The organism is Microbacterium sp. LWH12-1.2 (genome assembly GCF_040675825.1).
Lineage (GTDB): Bacteria > Actinomycetota > Actinomycetes > Actinomycetales > Microbacteriaceae > Microbacterium.
Genome location: NZ_JBEGIJ010000001.1, coordinates 3,181,028 through 3,198,668, shown reverse-complemented (window position 1 = coordinate 3,198,668; position 17,641 = coordinate 3,181,028). Strand labels below are relative to the sequence as shown.

General features: G+C 65.1%; 23 protein-coding genes and 1 pseudogene. 13 read left to right on the top strand and 11 right to left on the bottom strand.

The annotated features are described in order from the left end of the window. Positions 1–23: 23 nt before the first annotated feature. Complete coding sequence (gene map, locus MRBLWH12_RS15305) at positions 24–794, bottom strand: type I methionyl aminopeptidase (protein ID WP_363550469.1); 771 nt, start codon at positions 792–794, stop codon at positions 24–26. Positions 795–861: 67 nt separating this feature from the next. On the opposite strand from map, the gene MRBLWH12_RS15300 reads away from it, so the two are divergent. Beyond that, on the top strand, positions 862–1,143 hold the full coding sequence (locus MRBLWH12_RS15300; protein ID WP_363551388.1) for a helix-turn-helix domain-containing protein: 282 nt from the start codon (positions 862–864) through the stop codon (positions 1,141–1,143). A gap of 25 nt (positions 1,144–1,168) precedes the next feature. On the opposite strand, the gene MRBLWH12_RS15295 is transcribed toward MRBLWH12_RS15300, so the two are convergent. The 4 genes from MRBLWH12_RS15295 to MRBLWH12_RS15280 all read right to left on the bottom strand — a co-directional run bounded on the left by MRBLWH12_RS15295 (position 1,169) and on the right by MRBLWH12_RS15280 (position 3,264). Continuing rightward, positions 1,169–1,654, bottom strand: a complete 486-nt coding sequence (locus tag MRBLWH12_RS15295; RefSeq protein ID WP_363550467.1) for a hypothetical protein — start codon at positions 1,652–1,654, stop codon at positions 1,169–1,171. A 66-nt stretch (positions 1,655–1,720) separates the two neighbouring features. Further along, positions 1,721–2,107: a cupin domain-containing protein gene (locus MRBLWH12_RS15290; RefSeq protein WP_363550465.1), complete on the bottom strand. Its 387-nt coding sequence runs from the start codon at positions 2,105–2,107 to the stop codon at positions 1,721–1,723. A gap of 27 nt (positions 2,108–2,134) precedes the next feature. Beyond that, positions 2,135–2,746 carry a LysE family translocator gene (locus MRBLWH12_RS15285; protein WP_363550463.1) on the bottom strand — a complete coding sequence of 204 codons (612 nt, stop codon included), beginning with the start codon at positions 2,744–2,746 and terminating at the stop codon, positions 2,135–2,137. A 143-nt stretch (positions 2,747–2,889) separates the two neighbouring features. After that, entirely contained in the window at positions 2,890–3,264 is a 375-nt protein-coding gene (locus tag MRBLWH12_RS15280; protein ID WP_341976432.1) for a VOC family protein, read from the bottom strand. 57 nt (positions 3,265–3,321) lie between these two features. Here MRBLWH12_RS15280 and MRBLWH12_RS15275 point away from each other — a divergent pair, with 57 nt between their 5' ends. Then, the gene (locus MRBLWH12_RS15275) at positions 3,322–4,053 is read left to right on the top strand and encodes a TetR/AcrR family transcriptional regulator (RefSeq protein ID WP_363550461.1); all 732 of its coding nucleotides are present in this window, start codon (positions 3,322–3,324) and stop codon (positions 4,051–4,053) included. A gap of 37 nt (positions 4,054–4,090) precedes the next feature. Here MRBLWH12_RS15275 and MRBLWH12_RS15270 read toward each other — a convergent pair whose 3' ends face one another. Further along, on the bottom strand, positions 4,091–4,945 hold the full coding sequence (locus MRBLWH12_RS15270) for a S1 family peptidase (RefSeq protein WP_363550459.1): 855 nt from the start codon (positions 4,943–4,945) through the stop codon (positions 4,091–4,093). A gap of 386 nt (positions 4,946–5,331) precedes the next feature. Here MRBLWH12_RS15270 and MRBLWH12_RS15265 point away from each other — a divergent pair, with 386 nt between their 5' ends. Continuing rightward, complete coding sequence (locus MRBLWH12_RS15265) at positions 5,332–5,736, top strand: (deoxy)nucleoside triphosphate pyrophosphohydrolase (RefSeq protein ID WP_363551386.1); 405 nt, start codon at positions 5,332–5,334, stop codon at positions 5,734–5,736. On the opposite strand, the gene MRBLWH12_RS15260 is transcribed toward MRBLWH12_RS15265, so the two are convergent. After that, positions 5,737–6,624: an HNH endonuclease gene (locus MRBLWH12_RS15260; RefSeq protein ID WP_363550456.1), complete on the bottom strand. Its 888-nt coding sequence runs from the start codon at positions 6,622–6,624 to the stop codon at positions 5,737–5,739. A gap of 232 nt (positions 6,625–6,856) precedes the next feature. Between MRBLWH12_RS15260 and MRBLWH12_RS15255 the strand changes: the two genes are divergently transcribed. From MRBLWH12_RS15255 to MRBLWH12_RS15240, 4 genes and pseudogenes are all read left to right on the top strand, one after another. After that, on the top strand, positions 6,857–7,192 hold the full coding sequence (locus tag MRBLWH12_RS15255) for a nucleotide pyrophosphohydrolase (RefSeq protein ID WP_363550454.1): 336 nt from the start codon (positions 6,857–6,859) through the stop codon (positions 7,190–7,192). Beyond that, positions 7,189–8,925, top strand: a complete 1,737-nt coding sequence (locus MRBLWH12_RS15250) for a DNA/RNA helicase domain-containing protein (RefSeq protein WP_363550452.1) — start codon at positions 7,189–7,191, stop codon at positions 8,923–8,925. The genes MRBLWH12_RS15255 and MRBLWH12_RS15250 overlap by 4 nt, the downstream gene beginning before the upstream one ends. A gap of 127 nt (positions 8,926–9,052) precedes the next feature. Next, positions 9,053–9,151 (top strand): annotated as a pseudogene (locus MRBLWH12_RS15245) (DUF2510 domain-containing protein); the annotation flags it as partial. 12 nt (positions 9,152–9,163) lie between these two features. Continuing rightward, the gene (locus MRBLWH12_RS15240; RefSeq protein WP_363551384.1) at positions 9,164–9,982 is read left to right on the top strand and encodes a G5 domain-containing protein; all 819 of its coding nucleotides are present in this window, start codon (positions 9,164–9,166) and stop codon (positions 9,980–9,982) included. Positions 9,983–10,202: 220 nt separating this feature from the next. Here MRBLWH12_RS15240 and MRBLWH12_RS15235 read toward each other — a convergent pair whose 3' ends face one another. The 4 genes from MRBLWH12_RS15235 to MRBLWH12_RS15220 all read right to left on the bottom strand — a co-directional run bounded on the left by MRBLWH12_RS15235 (position 10,203) and on the right by MRBLWH12_RS15220 (position 14,663). After that, positions 10,203–10,892, bottom strand: coding sequence for a hypothetical protein (locus MRBLWH12_RS15235; protein ID WP_363550449.1), 690 nt, complete (start codon positions 10,890–10,892; stop codon positions 10,203–10,205). 332 nt (positions 10,893–11,224) lie between these two features. Then, complete coding sequence (locus MRBLWH12_RS15230) at positions 11,225–12,409, bottom strand: MalY/PatB family protein (RefSeq protein ID WP_363550447.1); 1,185 nt, start codon at positions 12,407–12,409, stop codon at positions 11,225–11,227. Positions 12,410–12,621: 212 nt separating this feature from the next. Further along, positions 12,622–14,268, bottom strand: a complete 1,647-nt coding sequence (locus MRBLWH12_RS15225) for a SulP family inorganic anion transporter (protein ID WP_363550445.1) — start codon at positions 14,266–14,268, stop codon at positions 12,622–12,624. Positions 14,269–14,288: 20 nt separating this feature from the next. Beyond that, on the bottom strand, positions 14,289–14,663 hold the full coding sequence (locus MRBLWH12_RS15220; protein ID WP_363550443.1) for an ArsR/SmtB family transcription factor: 375 nt from the start codon (positions 14,661–14,663) through the stop codon (positions 14,289–14,291). A gap of 82 nt (positions 14,664–14,745) precedes the next feature. Here MRBLWH12_RS15220 and MRBLWH12_RS15215 point away from each other — a divergent pair, with 82 nt between their 5' ends. The 6 genes from MRBLWH12_RS15215 (at position 14,746) to MRBLWH12_RS15190 (ending at position 17,630) form a co-directional block, all read left to right on the top strand. Then, positions 14,746–14,925, top strand: coding sequence for a hypothetical protein (locus tag MRBLWH12_RS15215; protein WP_341976441.1), 180 nt, complete (start codon positions 14,746–14,748; stop codon positions 14,923–14,925). Then, complete coding sequence (locus MRBLWH12_RS15210) at positions 14,912–15,292, top strand: hypothetical protein (RefSeq protein ID WP_363550441.1); 381 nt, start codon at positions 14,912–14,914, stop codon at positions 15,290–15,292. Before MRBLWH12_RS15215 ends, MRBLWH12_RS15210 begins: the two co-directional genes overlap by 14 nt. A gap of 54 nt (positions 15,293–15,346) precedes the next feature. Then, positions 15,347–15,703, top strand: coding sequence for a zinc ribbon domain-containing protein YjdM (locus MRBLWH12_RS15205; protein ID WP_363550439.1), 357 nt, complete (start codon positions 15,347–15,349; stop codon positions 15,701–15,703). Between the two features lie 76 nt (positions 15,704–15,779). Further along, on the top strand, positions 15,780–16,208 hold the full coding sequence (locus MRBLWH12_RS15200) for a DUF1622 domain-containing protein (protein ID WP_363550437.1): 429 nt from the start codon (positions 15,780–15,782) through the stop codon (positions 16,206–16,208). A gap of 91 nt (positions 16,209–16,299) precedes the next feature. Then, positions 16,300–16,905: a hypothetical protein gene (locus MRBLWH12_RS15195; RefSeq protein WP_363550435.1), complete on the top strand. Its 606-nt coding sequence runs from the start codon at positions 16,300–16,302 to the stop codon at positions 16,903–16,905. A 113-nt stretch (positions 16,906–17,018) separates the two neighbouring features. After that, the gene (locus MRBLWH12_RS15190) at positions 17,019–17,630 is read left to right on the top strand and encodes a copper resistance CopC family protein (protein ID WP_363550432.1); all 612 of its coding nucleotides are present in this window, start codon (positions 17,019–17,021) and stop codon (positions 17,628–17,630) included. Positions 17,631–17,641 lie beyond the last annotated feature (11 nt).

The following is a 17,641-nucleotide window of genomic DNA, read 5'->3' as shown; positions in this document are numbered from 1 at the left end:
GGATGCCGGCGCCGAGGTCCGTGTCACCTCCACAGGGTCAGGATCTCGGCGCCGTCATCGGTGATGGCGATGGTGTGCTCGCTGTGTGCGGTCCGGCATCCTGTCGCGCTTCGCAGCGTCCAGCCGTCGGCGTCGGTGACGAGCCGGTCGGTGTCGGCCATGAGCCAGGGTTCGAGGGCGAGCAGCAGCCCGGCGCGCAACCGGTATCCGCGACCGGGGCGCCCGTCGTTGGCGACGTGCGGATCCTGGTGCATCGTCGTTCCGATGCCGTGGCCGCCGAACTCCATGTTGATCGGATACCCCGCCGAGCTCAGCACCGACCCGATCGCGTGCGAGATGTCTCCGATGCGCGCGCCCGGCCGCGCGACGGCGATTCCCACGGCGAGCGCACGCTCGGTCGCATCGATCATGGCGAGATCGGCCGGTGCCGACGCGGAGCCGACGACGAAGCTGACGGCCGAGTCGGCGGCGATCCCTCGCAACGAGACGGCGAGGTCGAGCGTGAGCAGATCGCCGTCACGGAGCGCGTAGTCGTGCGGCATCCCGTGCAGCACCGCATCGTTGACCGCCGTGCAGATGTAGTGGCCGAACGGCCCGCGGCCGAACGAGGGCGCGTAGTCGACGTAGCAGGATTCCGCGCCGGCAGCGCCGATCATCTCCTTCGCCCATCGGTCGAGATCGAGGAGGTTCGTGCCGGCGGTACTGCGACTCTTCAGCGTCTGCAGGATGTCGGCGACGAGGGCACCGGCGTCGCGCGCCCGGGTGAGCTCTGCCGCATTGAGGATCTCGATCATGATTGCCTTCTCGTCGCACCAATAACTATCCCGGTAATACTATCCCGGGATTACAATAGGCATCATGATGGTCAGGCTTCCCCTCACGCCCGCCGAGGTCGAGCGCGGCGAGCGCCTCGGCGCAGTACTGCGCCAGGCCCGCGGCGAGCGCTCCATGCTCACGGTCGCCCTCGATGCCGGCGTATCGCCCGAGACGCTGCGCAAGATCGAGTCGGGCCGCGTGGCCACGCCCGCGTTCTCGACCGTTGCAGCGATCGCCGGGGTGCTGGGCCTGTCGCTCGATGAGGTGTGGGCGGAGATCGGGACGGATGCCGCCGGCGCGGAGCGCCGCGACCGCATCGCCTCCTGACGCGGGGCTCCGAAAGACCTTCGGATCAGGCCCGCTTGCGGCTCGCGATCCTGTCGGTGAGCAGCTGCACCTCGGCCGGATCCGCGTCGCGGGCAAGGGCGACGTAGTGGTCCATGACGGCCGGCCGGTAGCGCACGGGCATCGTCTGTCCTGGGGCGAGTCGGGTGAGCCCGGTGATCGTGAAGGCTTCGTCTGCGATACCGCGGAACGAGAGGCCGTCGGCGGTCTCGACGTCGAGCATCAGGACCAGGCGTGGGTTGCTGTTGACCTCGCGCCAGTCGACGAGAACGCCGAGCGCAAGCGTCCCCGCGCGCAGTTCGGCATTGCGCGCGCGGGCATCGCTGCTCATGACGGGATTCGGGGTGACGCCCGGAAAGTCGGGCCCGACGCCGAGCGAGTCCCGACTCAGGTCGGGCCTGAGCTGCTCCATCACGCCCTTGTCGTTGTTCACCGAGTCGAACAACTTGTCCAACTTCCCGCCGAACATTTTGCCGATCGTCTTGCCGATCATCCTGAGCCCTCCTTCAGCACTCGGGCCGGATCTCCGCCTAGCGCCCTTCGTTCCCGCGATTGTATGTCACGGCATTTCGGGCCCGTCTTCGTCGAACTCGCGGAGCTGCGCCGTCATGTCGCCGCCGGCATCGCCGGTGTTGACGGTGCCCTTCGGCTCGAACAGGATCGCGTGCACCTCTTCGGCCGCCTTCGGGCAGTGCTCGACGCCCTTCGGAACGACGAAGATGTCGTTCGGACCAAGCACGACGTCGCGATCACGGAGCTGGATCGTCAGCTCGCCGCGGATCACCATGAACAGTTCGTCGGTGTCGGGGTGGGTGTGCCAGACGAACTCCCCCTGCAGTTTCACAACCTTGACGTCGTAGTCGTTGACGCTGGTGAGGCGGTGCGGCTGCCAGTGCTCGGAGATCGTGGACAGGGCGGTCTCTACATTGCGGACGTCATCGCTCATGTCTCGAGCCTAAGAGAGCGTGCGCGGTCAGCGGCTCTCGATCGCCAGGCGGCCCGCGAGAAGAACGTAGGTCGCGGCGAAGGTGCGACGAAGCCACGTCATCACCTTGGGGCGGCTGATGACCTGGGCGCGCATCGTCGCGGCGAACACTCCGTAGATGGCGAACACGATGAAGGTGAGCGCCATGAATACCAGGCTGAGCCCCACCATCTGCCAGGTTCCGTTCGCGGCACCGGCCGGCACGAACTGGGGCAGGAACGCGAAGAAGAAGATCGTCAGCTTCGGGTTCAGCAGGTTGATGAGCACAGCGGTGCGGATGACTCGCCAGAACGAGACCGGAGCAGCATCCTCGTCGACCTGGATGGCCGACGTGTCGCGCAGCGTCTGCCAGGCGAGGAACAGCAGGTACGCGACGCCGAGCCACTTGATGGTCTCGAACGCGACGGCGGATGCGTTCAGGATCGCGGCGAGTCCCGTGATGGCGGCGACCATGTGCGGGATCACTCCGAGCGTGCAACCGAATGCAGCAACGATGCCCGCCTTCGTGCCGCGCGAGAGACCTGCGGCGATCGAATAGACGGCGCCCGTGCCGGGAGTGGCGACGACCACGAGAGTGGTGATCAGGAATGCAATGCTCATGAACCCGCCTTCAGAGTCGTTGCTTCCGCACAGTACCGGGGCGCACCGACAGGCGTCCAGTAGACACCGAAACGAAGACGCGGGGCCCGGCGTGATGCCGAGACCCCGCGTCGAGTTCTGCCGGTTGGCTCACGCCATCCGGCTCAGACCCACTGCACGAGCTGGATCAGCACGCCGTTCGGGTCGAGCACCTGGAAGTAGCGCTCGCCCCACGGCTCCGTCTCGATCGGGGTCGCGACGGGCACGAGGTTCTGCAGGCGCTCCCACTCCGCGTCGATGTCGTCGACGACGAACACGACGAGCAGCCCGGCGCCCGCCGCGGCGGCATGCGTTTCGGGCTTGAAGGTCGCGAGCCCGGTGCGCAGATAGATGACGTTGAACCCGGCGTCGTCGCGCCGCAGCGAGACGAAACCGTCGGCCGCCATGGCGATCTCGAAGCCGAAGTGCTCGGTCAGGAAGGCGCCGGACGCCTCCGGGTCGGCGACGTTGAGGGAGATTGCGGATTCGGTGATGTTCATGGGAAGCATCCTCTCATAGATCTACGTACGCTGTACGTAGTTAGATACAATGAGAACATGACCGAAGATATTCCCGGCTTGATCGCCCTGCTCTGGCGGCATGAGCGCACGGCAGCGCCGAGACGAGGGCCGAAGCCCCGGTTAACGGTCGACGGCCTGGTTTCGGCCGCGATCGAACTCGCGGATGCCGAGGGGGCGGATGCCGTCTCGATGCGCGGCGTGGCGACGGCGCTGGGAAGTTCGGCGATGTCGCTCTACTCGTACGTCCCCGACAAGTCCACGCTGGTCGCGCTCATGGCGGATCAGGTCACTGCGGCGATGCGCCACGGAGACTACGACGACCCGGATTGGCGGGCGCGGCTCGATCGCCTCGCCCACGACAACCTCGACCTGCATCTCGCCCATCCCTGGCTCGGCGCGATCCGCGCCGAGACGCCGCCGCTCGGCCCCGGCGTCATCGGCAAGTACGAACGAGAGCTCGCCGCGATCACACCGCTGGGTCTTTCTGCAGTCGACACCGATGCGAGCCTCAGCCTCATCATCGGCTTCGCCCGTTCGTCGGCCGCCGACCTCGCGGCGGCTGTGGCGCCGGATCCCGAGTGGTGGCAGGTCGCCGGCCCCGCGCTCGCCGCGCATGTGACGCCGCAGCGCTTTCCGCTCGCCGACGCGATTGGCAGCGCGGCCGGCGCTGAGCACAACGCCGCCTACGATGCGCGGCACGCATGGCGGTTCGGCCTCGATCGCATCCTGGACGGCATCGCGAGCATGACCGGCGCCGCGAAGGCGTGAACGGCCGGCAAGAGCATCCTCGCCGGCCGTTCCGTGATTACTTGTTGGCGGCGATGGTCTCGGTGATCCAGCCCGCGTATGCGGTCACGTCGGTGTACAGGCCGGGGCCCTTTTCGCATGACGGGCTCTGCGCGCCGGGCCCGGAGGTGACGCCGATCAGCTCCCAGCGGCCGGCGCTGCCGCGCTGAATCTGGGGACCACCCGAGTCGCCGTTGCAGGCCATCGCGTCGGGGGTCTGGCTGAGCGTGCACAGGCGGGTGTCTCCCGCGTATCCGGGCCCGCAGTCGGCGATGTCGCCGCGGACGGTGTCGAGCTCACGGAGCTTCTTCGACATCTTCCACTTCGAAGGATCCTCGTTGGTCTTGGTGATGCCGAAGCCGAGGATGCGCGTGTCTGTCCCCGGTGCACCTGCGGCCTCTGCGATCGCGATCGGCTTGTTCTTGACCGGGCGGTCGAGCCTGACCAGCGCGATGTCGTTCTGGTTGGGCTGGCCCTGCGCGTAGTCCGGCGACATGAACACCTGAGCGATGTCGCGGACGGTTCCGCCGGAGGTGCGCTTCTCGCTTCCGATGCGGACAGTCCCCTCGGCGAACGATCCGATCTCCCCGTCGAGGCAGTGCGCGGCGGTCACCACCCATTCCGCGTCGATCAGCGCTGCGCCGCAATTGCCGCCCTTGAGGCCGGCGAGCGGAGCCTCGATGGGGATGCTGGCCATGAACGGGTACTTCTCGGTGGGCTGGGAGCCGTTGATGATGGACTTGACGCCGCCACGGTCGGCGCTCACACCGCCGGGCAGACCGCCGGCGGTGAGGGCGAGGCAACAGGCCGCGCCAGCGATGACGGCGACCGCCGAGCGGGTGACGATGCGGCGAACTGAGGTGATTCCAGACAAGAGTGAGTCCTTCTTTTGGTGCATTCTGCAACGGGCAGGTGAGGCGAGTTCGAATCGATGAGTCCGGCTTCATCGGCGGGTTTCTCGACCTGCACGTGGGGGCGCTCTGCTCATAGTTCGACGCTACGAAGTGTGGAGGGGCGGGCCCAGCCTGCTGGCTACCGGGTTAGGGGTGGGGCTGGCTATATGGAGGTGTCGGCTGAATGCCGCACCGCCGGTGTCGCCTCGGCACTTCGCATCCGCCATGATCGGACCATGCAAGAAGCGTTGGCGCACCAACTCGACCACCGCGCGGTGCGCGATGATCGCATCTCAGTCCGCAGCTTGACCGTCACAAACACATTTGTGAATTGCACAGCTCAACGAGCCGCGGAGGCGCCGTCGTCATGATTAGTCGGCCACCTATCACTGTCGTCGGTGCAGTGATAATCCGCGATGGAAGCGTTCTTGCGGCGCAACGCGCATCCGGCCGGCATCTCGCGGGCCTCTGGGAGTTCCCCGGCGGAAAGATCGAGAGCGGCGAATCCGCGAGTGACGCTTTACGTCGCGAGATTGTTGAAGAGCTCGGTTGCCAAATCGACGTCGGGGTCGAGATCGTGACGACGCCTCACGCGTATGAAACGGTCTCGATTGAGTTGACGACCTTCTACGTGACCATCCGCTCGGGACAACCACACGCTTCAGAGCACGCTGAACTCCGATGGGTGCCCTTCCGAGACCTCAGCCATTTGGCTTGGGCTCCGGCGGACGTGCCAACGGTCGAAGCAATCCTTCTACAACACGGCGACTAACTACGCGGCAAACAACGCATACTTCTGCGCCAGCCTGTCCTTGGACGGATGCTCAGCTTTGCGCTTCGGCAACATCAGAGACCGCCCATGCATGTCTTGCAGTCCGTGACGGAGCATCGGTCCGTCGACCTCCTCAAGAAGATCGCGGTCGATCCGTACTTCGTAGTCAGGAGTGATGCCTAACAGGTTCTGGTCGTAGGAAGCATGATGAATCTTGCACAAGGCGAGCCCGTTCGTCACCTCTGCGACCCCCTCCAGATTGGAGTCGGGGATGATGTGCGCAGCATCGAGGAGCTCTGCATGCTTGAGTTCGCAGATCGCGCACGCCGTTTCATACGCACGAAGTACGCGGGCACGGAACATCGGTTGGTGCAGCCGCGCTTTGACCAGTCTCTCGGCATACCGCCGTTCGGTCTCTTTGAGATTCAGCGGATCATCGAAGAACCGAAGTGACTCATCCAACGCAACGTGCACCTCGCGTCGAGAAGGATCGTCGTGCACGACGTAGGCCGGATAGAAGGCGACAAAGTAGCCTGCCCGCACCCCAAGAAAATAGACCAGGGGATCGGCATCGTTGTAGGCATTTCGCAGCTTCACGTTGTCGCCACCGTCACGCGACTGATACGAATAGCGAACGAGTCCTTCGGGGCTGATGCCGTCCGAGTATTCTGTCTTCTTCGAACTCGTCATGATGGTGAGAGTCGAATCAAAGTCGGCCGGATTTCGAATGCCGCGGCCGGTGTCGAGCAGCGGGATGCGCTCGCCGTTGAACGAGTAATTGATCAGCTCGGCGCGGCTGAACTCGTACGCGCCCGCATTCCGTCGCAGGTCAAGCCAGCGGAAAATGTCTTCACGGATAGCTTGTTGTTCCGAGCGCGCGCGGGTCATGAGCTCAAGGTATCGCCTGGGGCAGACGCAATGGCGTGGGCCTCAAGCACCCTGAACGGGGATGAGGTCATTCTTTGATTTCACCACGCCATCCGAGCCGCCATCAGGCCCCACGTCGTTACTTCGAGTTCGGAAGGGGGTCCTGATTGTTCGCTGGGCGTTGAGGACCTTCGTTCCGCTCCGAGTGTTCTCCCTGATCGTGACGTCACTCGTCGCTGCTAACGTCACTCACATGCCGTCTCCCACAACTCTCGCCGCCCTCCGCGCCTTCGTCGCCGAGCGGGACTGGGACCAGTTTCACTCGCCGGAGAACCTGGCGAAGAGCATCTCGATCGAGGCATCCGAACTACTTGAGTGCTTCCAGTGGTCCCCCGATTTCAACCAGCAGCGCGTCGAGGAAGAGCTGGCGGACGTCGTCACCTATTGCATCCACCTGGCGAACAAGATCGGTGTCGATCTCGACGAGATCGTCATGCGCAAGCTCGAGTCCACCGGAAAGAAGTACCCCGTCGATCTCGCGAGAGGGCGCATGACGAAGTACACAGAACTCGTCGAGGACCAGGAGTGACTGGCTTCAGCATCCATCGTCTACCGTTCCGGCGCGGCCACGTCGACGAATGGGCGAAGACGAATCCGCAGCACAGCGACTGGCCCGTCGTCTACGTCATCGATGGCGTTGCCCGGCCCAAGACGCCCCGACTCTACGTCGGTGAGACCACCAGCGCGCAGAAGCGCATGCGTCAGCACCTCGCCGGTTCGAAGAAGAACGAAGGACTTGAGTCCGTCCGGGTCGTCATCGACCAGAAGTTCAACAAGTCAGTGTGCCTCGACCTCGAGGCCCATCTCATCCGCTGGTTCCACGGCGACGGCCGGTACGAAATCCTCAACGGCAATGACGGGCTCAGCAACGCGCAGTACTACGACCGCGACCTCTACCGCGAATCGTTCCGCGACGTCTTCGAGGCGCTCCGCGCTGAGGGTCTCTTCTCGCGCAGCATCCCGCAGATCGAGAATTCTGATCTGTTCAAGCTCTCGCCCTTCAAAGCGCTGACAGACGACCAGGCAGTTGCGATCACCGATATCGTGGAGGGCCTACTCGAGGACCTGCAGCATCCGAATGCGAGATCGACGCTTGTCGTCCAGGGCAATCCGGGAACTGGCAAGACGATCATCGCGATCTTCCTCATGAAGCTGCTCGCCGACATCCGCGACTACCAGGATCACGAGGACGTCGAACCGGACTCGATGTTCTCGGAGTTCTTCGTGCCTGAGAACCGCGAGTTATTGAAGAACCTGCGGATGGCTCTGGTCATCCCGCAGCAATCGCTGCGCGAGTCGGTGCGGAAGGTATTCCGAAAGACCCCGAAGCTGGACCCGAAAATGGTGCTCACGCCGTTCCAGATCGGTGAGTCTTCTGAGACGTTCGACCTAGTGCTCGTCGATGAGACGCACCGGCTCGGACAGCGCGCGAACCAGGCGTCGGGTGTGCAGAACAAGAAGTTCCGCGACATCAACACCGCGCTTTACGGAGCGGATGATCAGCGCTACACCCAGCTCGACTGGATCAAGGCGCGTTCCAAGCATCAGCTGTTGCTCGTCGACGGTGAGCAGAGTGTGCGTCCGCATGACCTGTCGCCGACGCTGCTCGCCGCCGAACTACGGGCGGCGAAGGATGCTCATCGCCACTATCGCCTGACCACGCAGATGCGAGTACAGGCCGGCGCGGACTACGTGGAGTTCGTTCGCGCCTTGCTCCGGGGCGAGGACGCCGCTCGGCCTGATCTCGGCGAGTATGACCTGCGCTTCTTCGACGACCTGGGCGAGATGCGAGCGGCGATCCGTGAGAAGGATGCCGAGGTCGGGCTTTCACGGCTCGTCGCCGGGTATGCGTGGGATTGGGTATCTCGACGAGACCCCGCGGCGTTCGACATCGAGCTCGACGGTGAGCAGATGCGCTGGAACAGCACGGACAAGGACTGGATCAACTCTCCCGGGGCGCTGGAGGAGGTCGGTTCAATCCACACCGTGCAGGGGTACGACCTGAACTACGCGGGTGTGATCGTCGGCGCGGATTTGCGCGTGGATCCCTCGTCCGGCCTGATAGTTGCCGATTGGGAGAACTACCGCGACAAGAAGGGCAAGGAGAATACCGGGCACCTCAAGGGCGCATTCTCCGACGAAGACCTGCTCATTTTCATCCGGAACATCTACGGGGTGCTGCTGACGCGCGGGATGCTCGGAACCTACGTGTACGTGTGCGATCTGGGGTTGCGTGAACGGTTGCGTACGCTCCTAAGCTGAGCGCGTCGCAGCTGTTGGGTCCATTTCTGAAGACTCGCGCTTGTCAGGGGACACTCGAAGCGATAGACACAGCAGAGGCGCACTGCCGCGCTTGCGATTCGTCGCCTCGACCCGAGAGGTGCACCACATGTCCCAGCCGCCTGCCGCCTGGCATCCCGATCCGCAGAATCCGGGCCAGTTGCGGTGGTGGGACGGCACTCAGTGGACGAGCACAACGGCACCGGCACCAGCTGTCGCCGTGTCTTCGCCGCTCCAGCAGGCCGCGCCAGAAGTACCTACGAAGCCTCGAACCGGCTGGCGCACCGCCGGAATCATCGTCGGATCGCTCGTCGTCGGAGGGCTCCTCGCACGCTTGTCTCCGGTCGCGATCGGGCTCGCAGCCATCGCGGTTATCGGCGTCGCCTTGTTCGTACTGTTTTCACGACCAGTGCCAGCACTTGGGCTTCGATCTCGAGCATCAGGCCTTGCTGCGCTAGGAGTTGCGGCGTTGCTCGTCACGGGCGGTGGCATCGCCAGCGCCAACACCGGCAGTACCGACGGGCCAACCGCATCCGATCCTCAGACCTTCGTGAGCGTTCCGACATCGACCTCGAAGCCCACTCCGACGCCGACTCCCACGACATTCGGGGTGGCAACCGAGGAAGTGCCCCTGCCGTTCGAATTGACGACCGTCGATGACCCTCTGCTTGACCAGGGTACGAACGCTCTGGTCACTGCCGGAGTGAACGGCCTCAAAGTCATCACCTATCGAGTGACGATGGTCGACGGCACCGAAATCTCCCGCGAAGTCATCAAAGAGGTCGTGCAAACGGCGCCAGTGAACGAAGTGACCGCCATCGGCAGCAAGGCACCCGTCGCGGCGCCCGTGCCATTCGCGCAACAGGGCGGCGGAGACTGCGATTCAAACTACGCGGACGCGTGTGTTCCAATATCCAGCGACGTGGACTGCGCTGGTGGCAGCGGCAACGGCCCCGATTACGTTCAGGGCCCGGTTCGCATCGTCGGCAGCGACATCTATGATCTCGACCGGGATGGAGATGGCATCGCCTGCGACTGACCGGTACGGCCCTGTGGGAGGCAGTCAGCGAGAGTCGTCCGGACGGCGATCACGCGCCTCGAAAGCACGGCGTCCAAAGCGCCACGGAGACGGAGGCGCTGAAATGCTGCCATCGATTGGCGTGCATTTGTTCACGAAACGAGAACGTCAGAACGTAGATGTTGATTGCTCCGCCCAAAGCCAAGGCCGGCCCTCGCGAGTGGTCGCCGGGGCTCCGGCGCTAGCCGATCGTTATCGCGGCGAGCGCAGCGCCGCCCTCGACCAGTCCGCCGCTCGTGACGCCAACGAAGATCTGCTGGACCAGGCCCCGCCAACCGCGCTTTCGCTCGGACGTCGATGCCTCCGCCGCTGCCTGAAATGCAACACGGAGGCGCTCGACTGCGGCCGTGTAATCAAACGTTCGGCCCGCGACGTCGTCGTCAAGCGCATACCTGATCTCAGCGATCAGTCGCCGAAGGTACGACATCAATGCCGAATCCATCTCGGTGTCACCCGTGAGCAAGACGTCAGCTTGATCCATGAGGCTCCGTAGCGACGGAATCCGCGAATCATCGAAAGCAAGTACCTTGTCATCGAGGAACGAGCTGAGGCTTTCGAGTTGGTCAAGTGCGGCCTCAGCCAGCACATGGTCGGGATGACTCACTTGGGTACCCCAACCAAACTGCAGCATCAGCGGAACCCGCGCCCAGACCCTCAGGTGACGTTGATGCACCGCGACGCGGTAGTTCCGACTGGCCAAGAAGCGCAGTTGTCCAGACAGGATCTCGATCAGGGCGAATGCCCTACGGATCTCCTCGATCCCCTCGTCGGCGGGGGTGAGAACGGCAGACATTGTCACTCCGGGCTGCTCAGCAACCCTTTGCCTCCAGGATGAAAACAGCGTGTGCAGTTCCTCGGCGGCGTTGCTCATTCGCACATGCTATCGGCCTCCTGCCGTCCGTGACCGCGTCCAGGTGACGCACAATCGAGGTGAACCATGGGCCAAGGTCGACTGGTCGAAGCTGACGTACGTGTGCGCGCGCTTCAACTCATCGGTTCAGGGCATCAAGGGCGAGGACATCGCGCAAGATCGCTGACCACTCGCTCGACGGCGGACGCTACGGCGTCACCTGCACCGAGAGCATCTGGCGCAGGTACTCCATGCTCGCCGCATAGAGGGAACAACCGAGGCTGTCGCCACAACTCGGCCCCTTCATCCGAACACCGGGTCTGCTGCATTATGCATAGCCAGCGGCATCCAGTTCAGCGACGCCGCAGCGCCGCCCCCATAGCCGCAACCGCCTCTTCCAGAATCGGCCGCGGCGTAGCAAACACGACCCTCACATAGTCCTCATACCCGCGCCCGAGCAGCCGTCCTTCGGTGAGCACGACGCCCGCCTGCTCGCGGAAGAACTCCGCCGGCGGTCCATCGATCCCGAGCGCCTTCGTATCGATCCACCCGATATAGGTCGCCTCCGGCGCTCGATACACCGCACCCGGGAGATGCTCCGAGACCAGCGATCCGAGCAGCGACCGCGATCCATCTAGGTACGCAAGAACCCCGTCGAGCCACGGCTTGCCCAGCCGGTACGCGGCGGTCGACGCCACCACGCCCAGCGTCGCCGCCCCATGCTGCACCGAGAATCCAAACCCGCGGTAGAGCTCCTGGTCGGCGTCGTTCGAGGTGATCAGCTGCGCGGTCTTGAGCCCCGGGATGTTCCACGCCTTCGACGCACTCGTGCCGGTCACGGTGTGCGCAGCGGTCGCATCCGACACCGACGCGTACGGGATGAACGGCCGCCCGTCGAACCGCAGCGGCGCGTGGATCTCGTCGGCGAACACCCGGCCGCCGTGCCGCTCGACGATCTTGGCGATGGCTTCCAGCTCGGCCCGTGACGCAACGGTGCCGGTGGGGTTGTGCGGGTTGCACAGCACGAGGGTGCGCGCACCGGCGGCGAACGCCTCATCGATGCGCTGCAGGTCGTGCTGCCAGCGTCCGTCGACCTCGACACCGGGAACCTCGATCACCGGATGCCCGATCGCGGGCAGGTACGAGAGGAACGGCATGTACGCCGGCGTCGGCACGATCACCGGAGACCCGGCCGGCGCGTACTCCTCGACGGCCACGCGGAGCACTGCCATCACATCGGAGACGGGGTGCACACGCTCGGGATCGACCGTCCAGCCGTACTCGTCGCGCATCCAGTCGGACGTCGCGACACCGAGCTCCGCCGCCACCGAGGGCGAGAGGTAGCCGAGGTTCTCCTCGTCGATCGCGCGGTGCATGGCCGCGGCGATCTCGGGGGCGACGCCGAAGTCCATCTCCGCCACCCAGGCGCCGATGCGTCCGGGGTGCAGACTCCACTTGCGGCTCTCCGGGCGGTCGAGATGGAACCGGGTCCGGGAGTCGAATGGATGCTGGGCTGTGCGCGTGCCGTCGTCGATCACGGTGGGCGGCTCTCAGCTCACTCGCCGACATCGACAGGCGGCGCTCACACGAGACGAGCCGGCCTCCGCGCGCTGGCCGAGACAGGACGAGCGACGCGGCTGATCGCCGGCGGTCGTGGTCTGGATCTCGGGCACGGGGCACTCCTTCGTCGCGGAACACCCAATCTAGGGATGCCCCCGCGCTGCCGCACGTCTCATTTCCGTCCGTGACGTCAGGCGGGCTTGGAGTCGATACCTATGTCGCGCTGGATGTGGCTGCGGGCGTGGGCGATCGCGGGCGCGAGGTCGGTGTAGAGGTGGTTGTGGTGACGGAGGGACGCGATCACGCCGATGCGGGTGGCGAGCTGCAGATGTTCGGGCGGGATCCCTTTGATGAGGACTGTGATCCCGCGGCGCTCGAGGGTGTGGACGAGTTCGGTGAGGACCTGGGCGCCCGTGGCATCGAGGACCTGCAGGCCGGAGAGGCGCAGGATCACCACGGACACGTTCTGGATGGTCCCGATGCCGGTGACGATGCGCTCGGCCGCGCCGAAGAACAGGGCCCCGTCGAGGCGGAACACAGCGATGCGTTCATCCCCAGGCTCCGCGGGCGGGGGAAGTTCTTCCCGGTGGACGCCAGCGGAGTTCGCGAGGCGGCGCAAGGTGAAGAACGCAGCGGCGAGGATGCCGATCCCAACGGCGTAGATGAGGTCGACGCTTACGGTGATCACCGCGGTGATCACGAATACAGCCGCGTCGGAGCGAGTGGAGCGGAGGATCGTGCGGACGGTGGTGAGGGAGATCATCCGGATTGCGGTCACCATCAGCACCCCCGACAGGGCAGCAAGGGGAATGATCGAGACAACGGTGCTGGCGACGTAGACGACGATCAACAGGATCAGGGAGTGGACGATGGCCGCGAGGCGGGTGCGGGCGCCGGAGCGGATGTTCACCGCCGTGCGAGCGATCGCGCCCGTTGCAGGCATCCCCCCGAACAGCCCGGATCCGAGGGAGGCGAGGCCCTGGCCGACGAGTTCCCGGTCGGCGTCATACGGGCCGGTGTCGGAGATCGAGGCGGCGACTCGTGCGGACAGAAGCGACTCGATCGCCGCGAGAGCCGCGATCGTGAATGCCGGCCCCACCAGCGCCAGCACCGTCGCTGGATCCCCGATCGGGAGGATCGGGGCGGGCAGCGATGTGGGGAGTTCCCCGATCGTCGGCACCGGAACCCGGAACATCACAACCAGCACGGTGACCACGATGATCGCGATGATCGAACCGGGGAGAGCCCTGTGCAGTTTCGGGGCCAGCACCATGATCGCCGCGACCCCAGCTGCGACGGCCAGCGACCACCACATCGGGCCCAGATCGACCGTCCCGGCTGCTTCGATGGCTGCGATAGCGGCGTTACTGCTGTGGCCGGCGACCACCCCGAGAGCGGCAGGGATCTGCTGCAGGAAGATGATGACCGCGATCCCCAGCGTGAAGCCCTCGATGACAGGCCACGGGATGAAAGTCACCGCGTTCCCCAGGCGCAGCATCCCCGCGAGGAGCACGATAGCCCCAGCCATCACGCACACCAGGGGGAGAACGGTGATCCCGTGAGTCGCGATCACCGGGCCGAGAACGACGACCATCGCCCCAGTGGGGCCGGAGACCTGCACGTTGGACCCACCGAAGACGGCCGCAATGACCCCGGCGATGATTGCGGTCACCAGACCGGAGGCGGCACCAGCACCCGAGGACACCCCGAATGCCAAAGCGAGCGGCAGCGCCACGACGCCGACCGTCACGCCGGCGAGCAGATCTCGCCGCCACGACCGCGGGACCTCCCGGTAGTCCGCCCACCGGGGCAGCAGCCCGGCCAGTCCTCGAGTCATCGGTGCGACCCTGGGATCTGTTACGCCGTGCCGGGGCGCGAAATGTCGGGAAGGGACGCGGCGGATACCAGCTGCTGCTGCGTCGAATACAGCACCTCGGTCAGCAAAGCGCGGGCGGCGCCGAGAAGATCCACGACCTGTGGATGCGCCACCCGGTAGAACACCAGGCTTCCTCGACGTTCGGCTGAAACAAGGTGATGCTTACGGAGCACCGACAGGTGCTGCGACAGATGCGACGCCTCCAGCCCCGTATCAGCCAGCAGGTCGGCCACCGAGGTCTCCGGTTGTGAAGACAGCACCTCCAGCACCCGCACCCGCACCGGATGCGAGAGCCCCTTGAACAGGTTCGCCTTCACTTCGTACAACGGACGCTGCGCACCCCACGTCTCCGCCACAAGAACACCTCCAGTTTGATGAATCCATCATATGATGGAAATACACATTTCTTGTTCGCACCGCTGCATGATTGGACTTGCGATGAAGAACGCCTTCGCTCTCACCCTCACCCTAGGGTTGCTGCTGTTCGGGATCTGGCTCCTCGGCACCGCGTTCTCCGCCGCAACCGGGCAGGCACTTGTCTTCATCGGCGGCCTGCTCTGCATTGCCCTGGCCTGGATGATCCCCCTGCTCATCCTTCCCTCCCGTGAACGACGCTAACCCCACCACACTGCACCGCGAGCTTCCGCACGTGCGCCGCGCCACCCTGACCTGCACATATCAGTCACCGACTGGGAAACCCATCCAGCTCCGCCGCGGGGACCATGTCCACGTCGGCTCCGCCGATCACCCACGCCAAGGATTCGAGTTCGTCCTCACCGCCGACGGGCACGGATGGGTACCCGCACGCCACCTCACGAACGACCGCCCCACGGCCGTCATCCGCTTCGCCTACGACACCAGCGAACTCGATGCCACCGAGGGTGACCGCGTCACCGTCGTCGTCGACGACCCGCACACCGGGCAATCCTGGTGCCGCACCCGTGACGGACGCGAAGGATGGCTCCCCCGCCACATCCTCGGCTGACCTCACCCGCCTCGCGGTGTGATGAGTTCATCATGCCGCGGTATCGTGGAGAGCATGGTCGACGCCCTTCCTCTCTGCCCTTCCTGCTCCGGTGAGCACACCTACGAAATGAGCACGCTCTACGTCTGCCCGCTGTGCGGATTCGAATGGGCCGCGTCCACGCCGTCAGACAACGAGACTGCCCCGCAAGGCCTCGTCGTGAAAGACGCGGTCGGCAACGTGCTCGCCGACGGAGACACAGTCGTGGTCACGTCCTCGATCAAAGTGAAAGGCTCTCCGCAGGGCATCAAGGCCGGAACGAAAATCCGCAACATCCGCCTCATCGACCCCGTGAACGGGCACGATATCGACTGCAAGGTTGATGGATTCGGAGCCATGCTGCTGAAATCGAGCCTCGTGAAGAAGGCCTGACCAGGCCGAGGCCGCGAGGCTCGATCCCCCGCACCGCACCGGTCCCGCCCGAGGAGGACGCCTCTAAGCTGGCCGCATGCAAATCGAGGATGCCTTCACAGCTGTGGCCATCGGGTTCGAGGCGCTGGGCGCAGGCGCCATCGTGGTCGGGCTCGCGATCGCGGTCGTGCTTGGCGTGCGCTCGCTTCGGCGCGGCGAGAGTGGCCGGAAGGCGTTCGCGGTGGTGCGCAATGCCCTGGGCTCAGCGATTCTGCTCGGACTGGAGATCCTCGTCGCCGCCGACCTCATCCGCACGATCACGTCGAAGCCATCCATCGAGAGTGCGCTGGTCCTCGGCCTGATCGTCCTGATCCGGACCGTCCTGTCGATCTCCATCCAGATCGAGATCGAGGGCGTCGTACCGTGGCGACGTGCCCTGCTGCGCAGTGGTGGGAGCATGCTCGCGGACGCCATCGATCGCGACCGGCAGGCTACCGACCAACACGCTGAAGACTCTCCGAAATAGGGCCGACCGCATTGTCTGACGAGAAAGCCGCGTCTGCCCTCGAGTAGGCGGGGAGTCAGGGTCACCGCAGCGCTGATGGGAAGATGGTGACATGACCCCGTCGAGGATGCCTGCCGTTCTGCGCGGCTTCTCGGCGGCGTCGCTGGCGACGTTCGCCGCACTGGCTGGTCACGTGACGGGTGGCGGGCAGATGCCCGGCCCGTTGGGCATCGTGGTGCCCTGGATCTTCTCGTTCATGGTGTGCGTGCTGCTCGCGGGACGGAAGCTCTCCGTCATCCGTTTGAGCATCTCTGTCGCGATCAGCCAGCTCCTGTTCCACGTCCTGTTCGTTCTCGGCATGATCGAGCCCTCCGGAATCGCAGTCGGTCACGTGCACGGCGCTCCCATCGTCCTGCCCGGCGGTGCCGGCATGACGGAGGCCGTTGTCGCGGATGGCACGATGTGGTTCGGGCACCTGCTGGCTGCAATCGCCACTGTTGCCATCGCGCATCGTGGGGAGCGGATGCTGCTCGCTCTTCGTGAGCTCGCCATCCAGGCCGTTCTCTGGGTGCGCCGTCGCGTGGATGCTGTGCTGGGCTCGCCCGAGCTCCTCGACGTGCGCGATCTCGGCCTGGCGCTGGACCGCACGCGCCCTCTCGAGTCGCGGATACTGGCGACTCTTCGGGGTCGCGCCCCGCCTGCGGCTCACGCGATCTGATCCGCACCGGTTCTCGTCTGACACCGGTGTGTTCCCGCCCGGGCGCTCTGCGTGCCCTGGGCTTCTGAACAACCGTTGGCGTCGCCCGTCGGCGCCCGACGAGAGGCTTTCTCATGTCCTTATTGCGCCGAATCGGTGCCGGGTTGGCGGTGGTCCTGATCGCCGTGCTGGCGACGGCGGTACCGGCATCCGCCCACGACCAATTGGCCTCCAGCACGCCGGCAGAAGGCGAAGCATTGGAGACCGCTCCCGACGAGGTCGTGATGACGTTCACGGGCGATCTCATCGTCCTCGATGCGTCGATGACGGGGGCGGTGGTCATGGTCGTCGATGCATCAGGACGCGACTGGGTCTCGGGAGAGATCGTCGTCGATGGACGCACGGTGACCGCGCAGCTCGAAGCCGGCATGCCGGTCGCGGGCTATCAGGTGCGGTGGCAGGTCGTCTCCGAAGACGGGCATCCCATCTCGGGGGCGATCCCGTTCACGATCGGCGACGCTGCTCCGATGGTCACCGCCGGGAACAGCGACAGCGCGACGAACAGTGACGTCGCCGCAACAGATCAGATCGCAGACGAATCGAGCAGCGTCGTTCGGATGCTGCTCGTCGGGGCAGGCGGCGCAGCGATCGCTGCCGCCGGCTTCGCCCTCTATCGATTCCTCCGTCGCCGGAAGGCGACAGCCGCACCGCCGGAACCCGGCGATGACGCGGCAGAACATATCTGAAAGGCACTACA

Coding starts and splice junctions, on each gene's coding strand:
- MRBLWH12_RS15260 (WP_363550456.1), bottom strand. CDS start 6,624: ATGACCCGCGCGCGCTCGGAACAACAAGCTATCCGTGAAGACATTTTC.
- MRBLWH12_RS15290 (WP_363550465.1), bottom strand. CDS start 2,107: ATGAGCGATGACGTCCGCAATGTAGAGACCGCCCTGTCCACGATCTCC.
- MRBLWH12_RS15195 (WP_363550435.1), top strand. CDS start 16,300: ATGACCCCGTCGAGGATGCCTGCCGTTCTGCGCGGCTTCTCGGCGGCG.
- MRBLWH12_RS15215 (WP_341976441.1), top strand. CDS start 14,746: ATGAAGAACGCCTTCGCTCTCACCCTCACCCTAGGGTTGCTGCTGTTC.
- MRBLWH12_RS15225 (WP_363550445.1), bottom strand. CDS start 14,268: ATGACTCGAGGACTGGCCGGGCTGCTGCCCCGGTGGGCGGACTACCGG.
- map (WP_363550469.1), bottom strand. CDS start 794: ATGATCGAGATCCTCAATGCGGCAGAGCTCACCCGGGCGCGCGACGCC.
- MRBLWH12_RS15255 (WP_363550454.1), top strand. CDS start 6,857: ATGCCGTCTCCCACAACTCTCGCCGCCCTCCGCGCCTTCGTCGCCGAG.
- MRBLWH12_RS15280 (WP_341976432.1), bottom strand. CDS start 3,264: ATGAACATCACCGAATCCGCAATCTCCCTCAACGTCGCCGACCCGGAG.
- MRBLWH12_RS15275 (WP_363550461.1), top strand. CDS start 3,322: ATGACCGAAGATATTCCCGGCTTGATCGCCCTGCTCTGGCGGCATGAG.
- MRBLWH12_RS15300 (WP_363551388.1), top strand. CDS start 862: ATGGTCAGGCTTCCCCTCACGCCCGCCGAGGTCGAGCGCGGCGAGCGC.
- MRBLWH12_RS15205 (WP_363550439.1), top strand. CDS start 15,347: ATGGTCGACGCCCTTCCTCTCTGCCCTTCCTGCTCCGGTGAGCACACC.
- MRBLWH12_RS15235 (WP_363550449.1), bottom strand. CDS start 10,892: ATGAGCAACGCCGCCGAGGAACTGCACACGCTGTTTTCATCCTGGAGG.
- MRBLWH12_RS15190 (WP_363550432.1), top strand. CDS start 17,019: ATGTCCTTATTGCGCCGAATCGGTGCCGGGTTGGCGGTGGTCCTGATC.
- MRBLWH12_RS15285 (WP_363550463.1), bottom strand. CDS start 2,746: ATGAGCATTGCATTCCTGATCACCACTCTCGTGGTCGTCGCCACTCCC.
- MRBLWH12_RS15200 (WP_363550437.1), top strand. CDS start 15,780: ATGCAAATCGAGGATGCCTTCACAGCTGTGGCCATCGGGTTCGAGGCG.
- MRBLWH12_RS15265 (WP_363551386.1), top strand. CDS start 5,332: ATGATTAGTCGGCCACCTATCACTGTCGTCGGTGCAGTGATAATCCGC.
- MRBLWH12_RS15295 (WP_363550467.1), bottom strand. CDS start 1,654: ATGATCGGCAAGACGATCGGCAAAATGTTCGGCGGGAAGTTGGACAAG.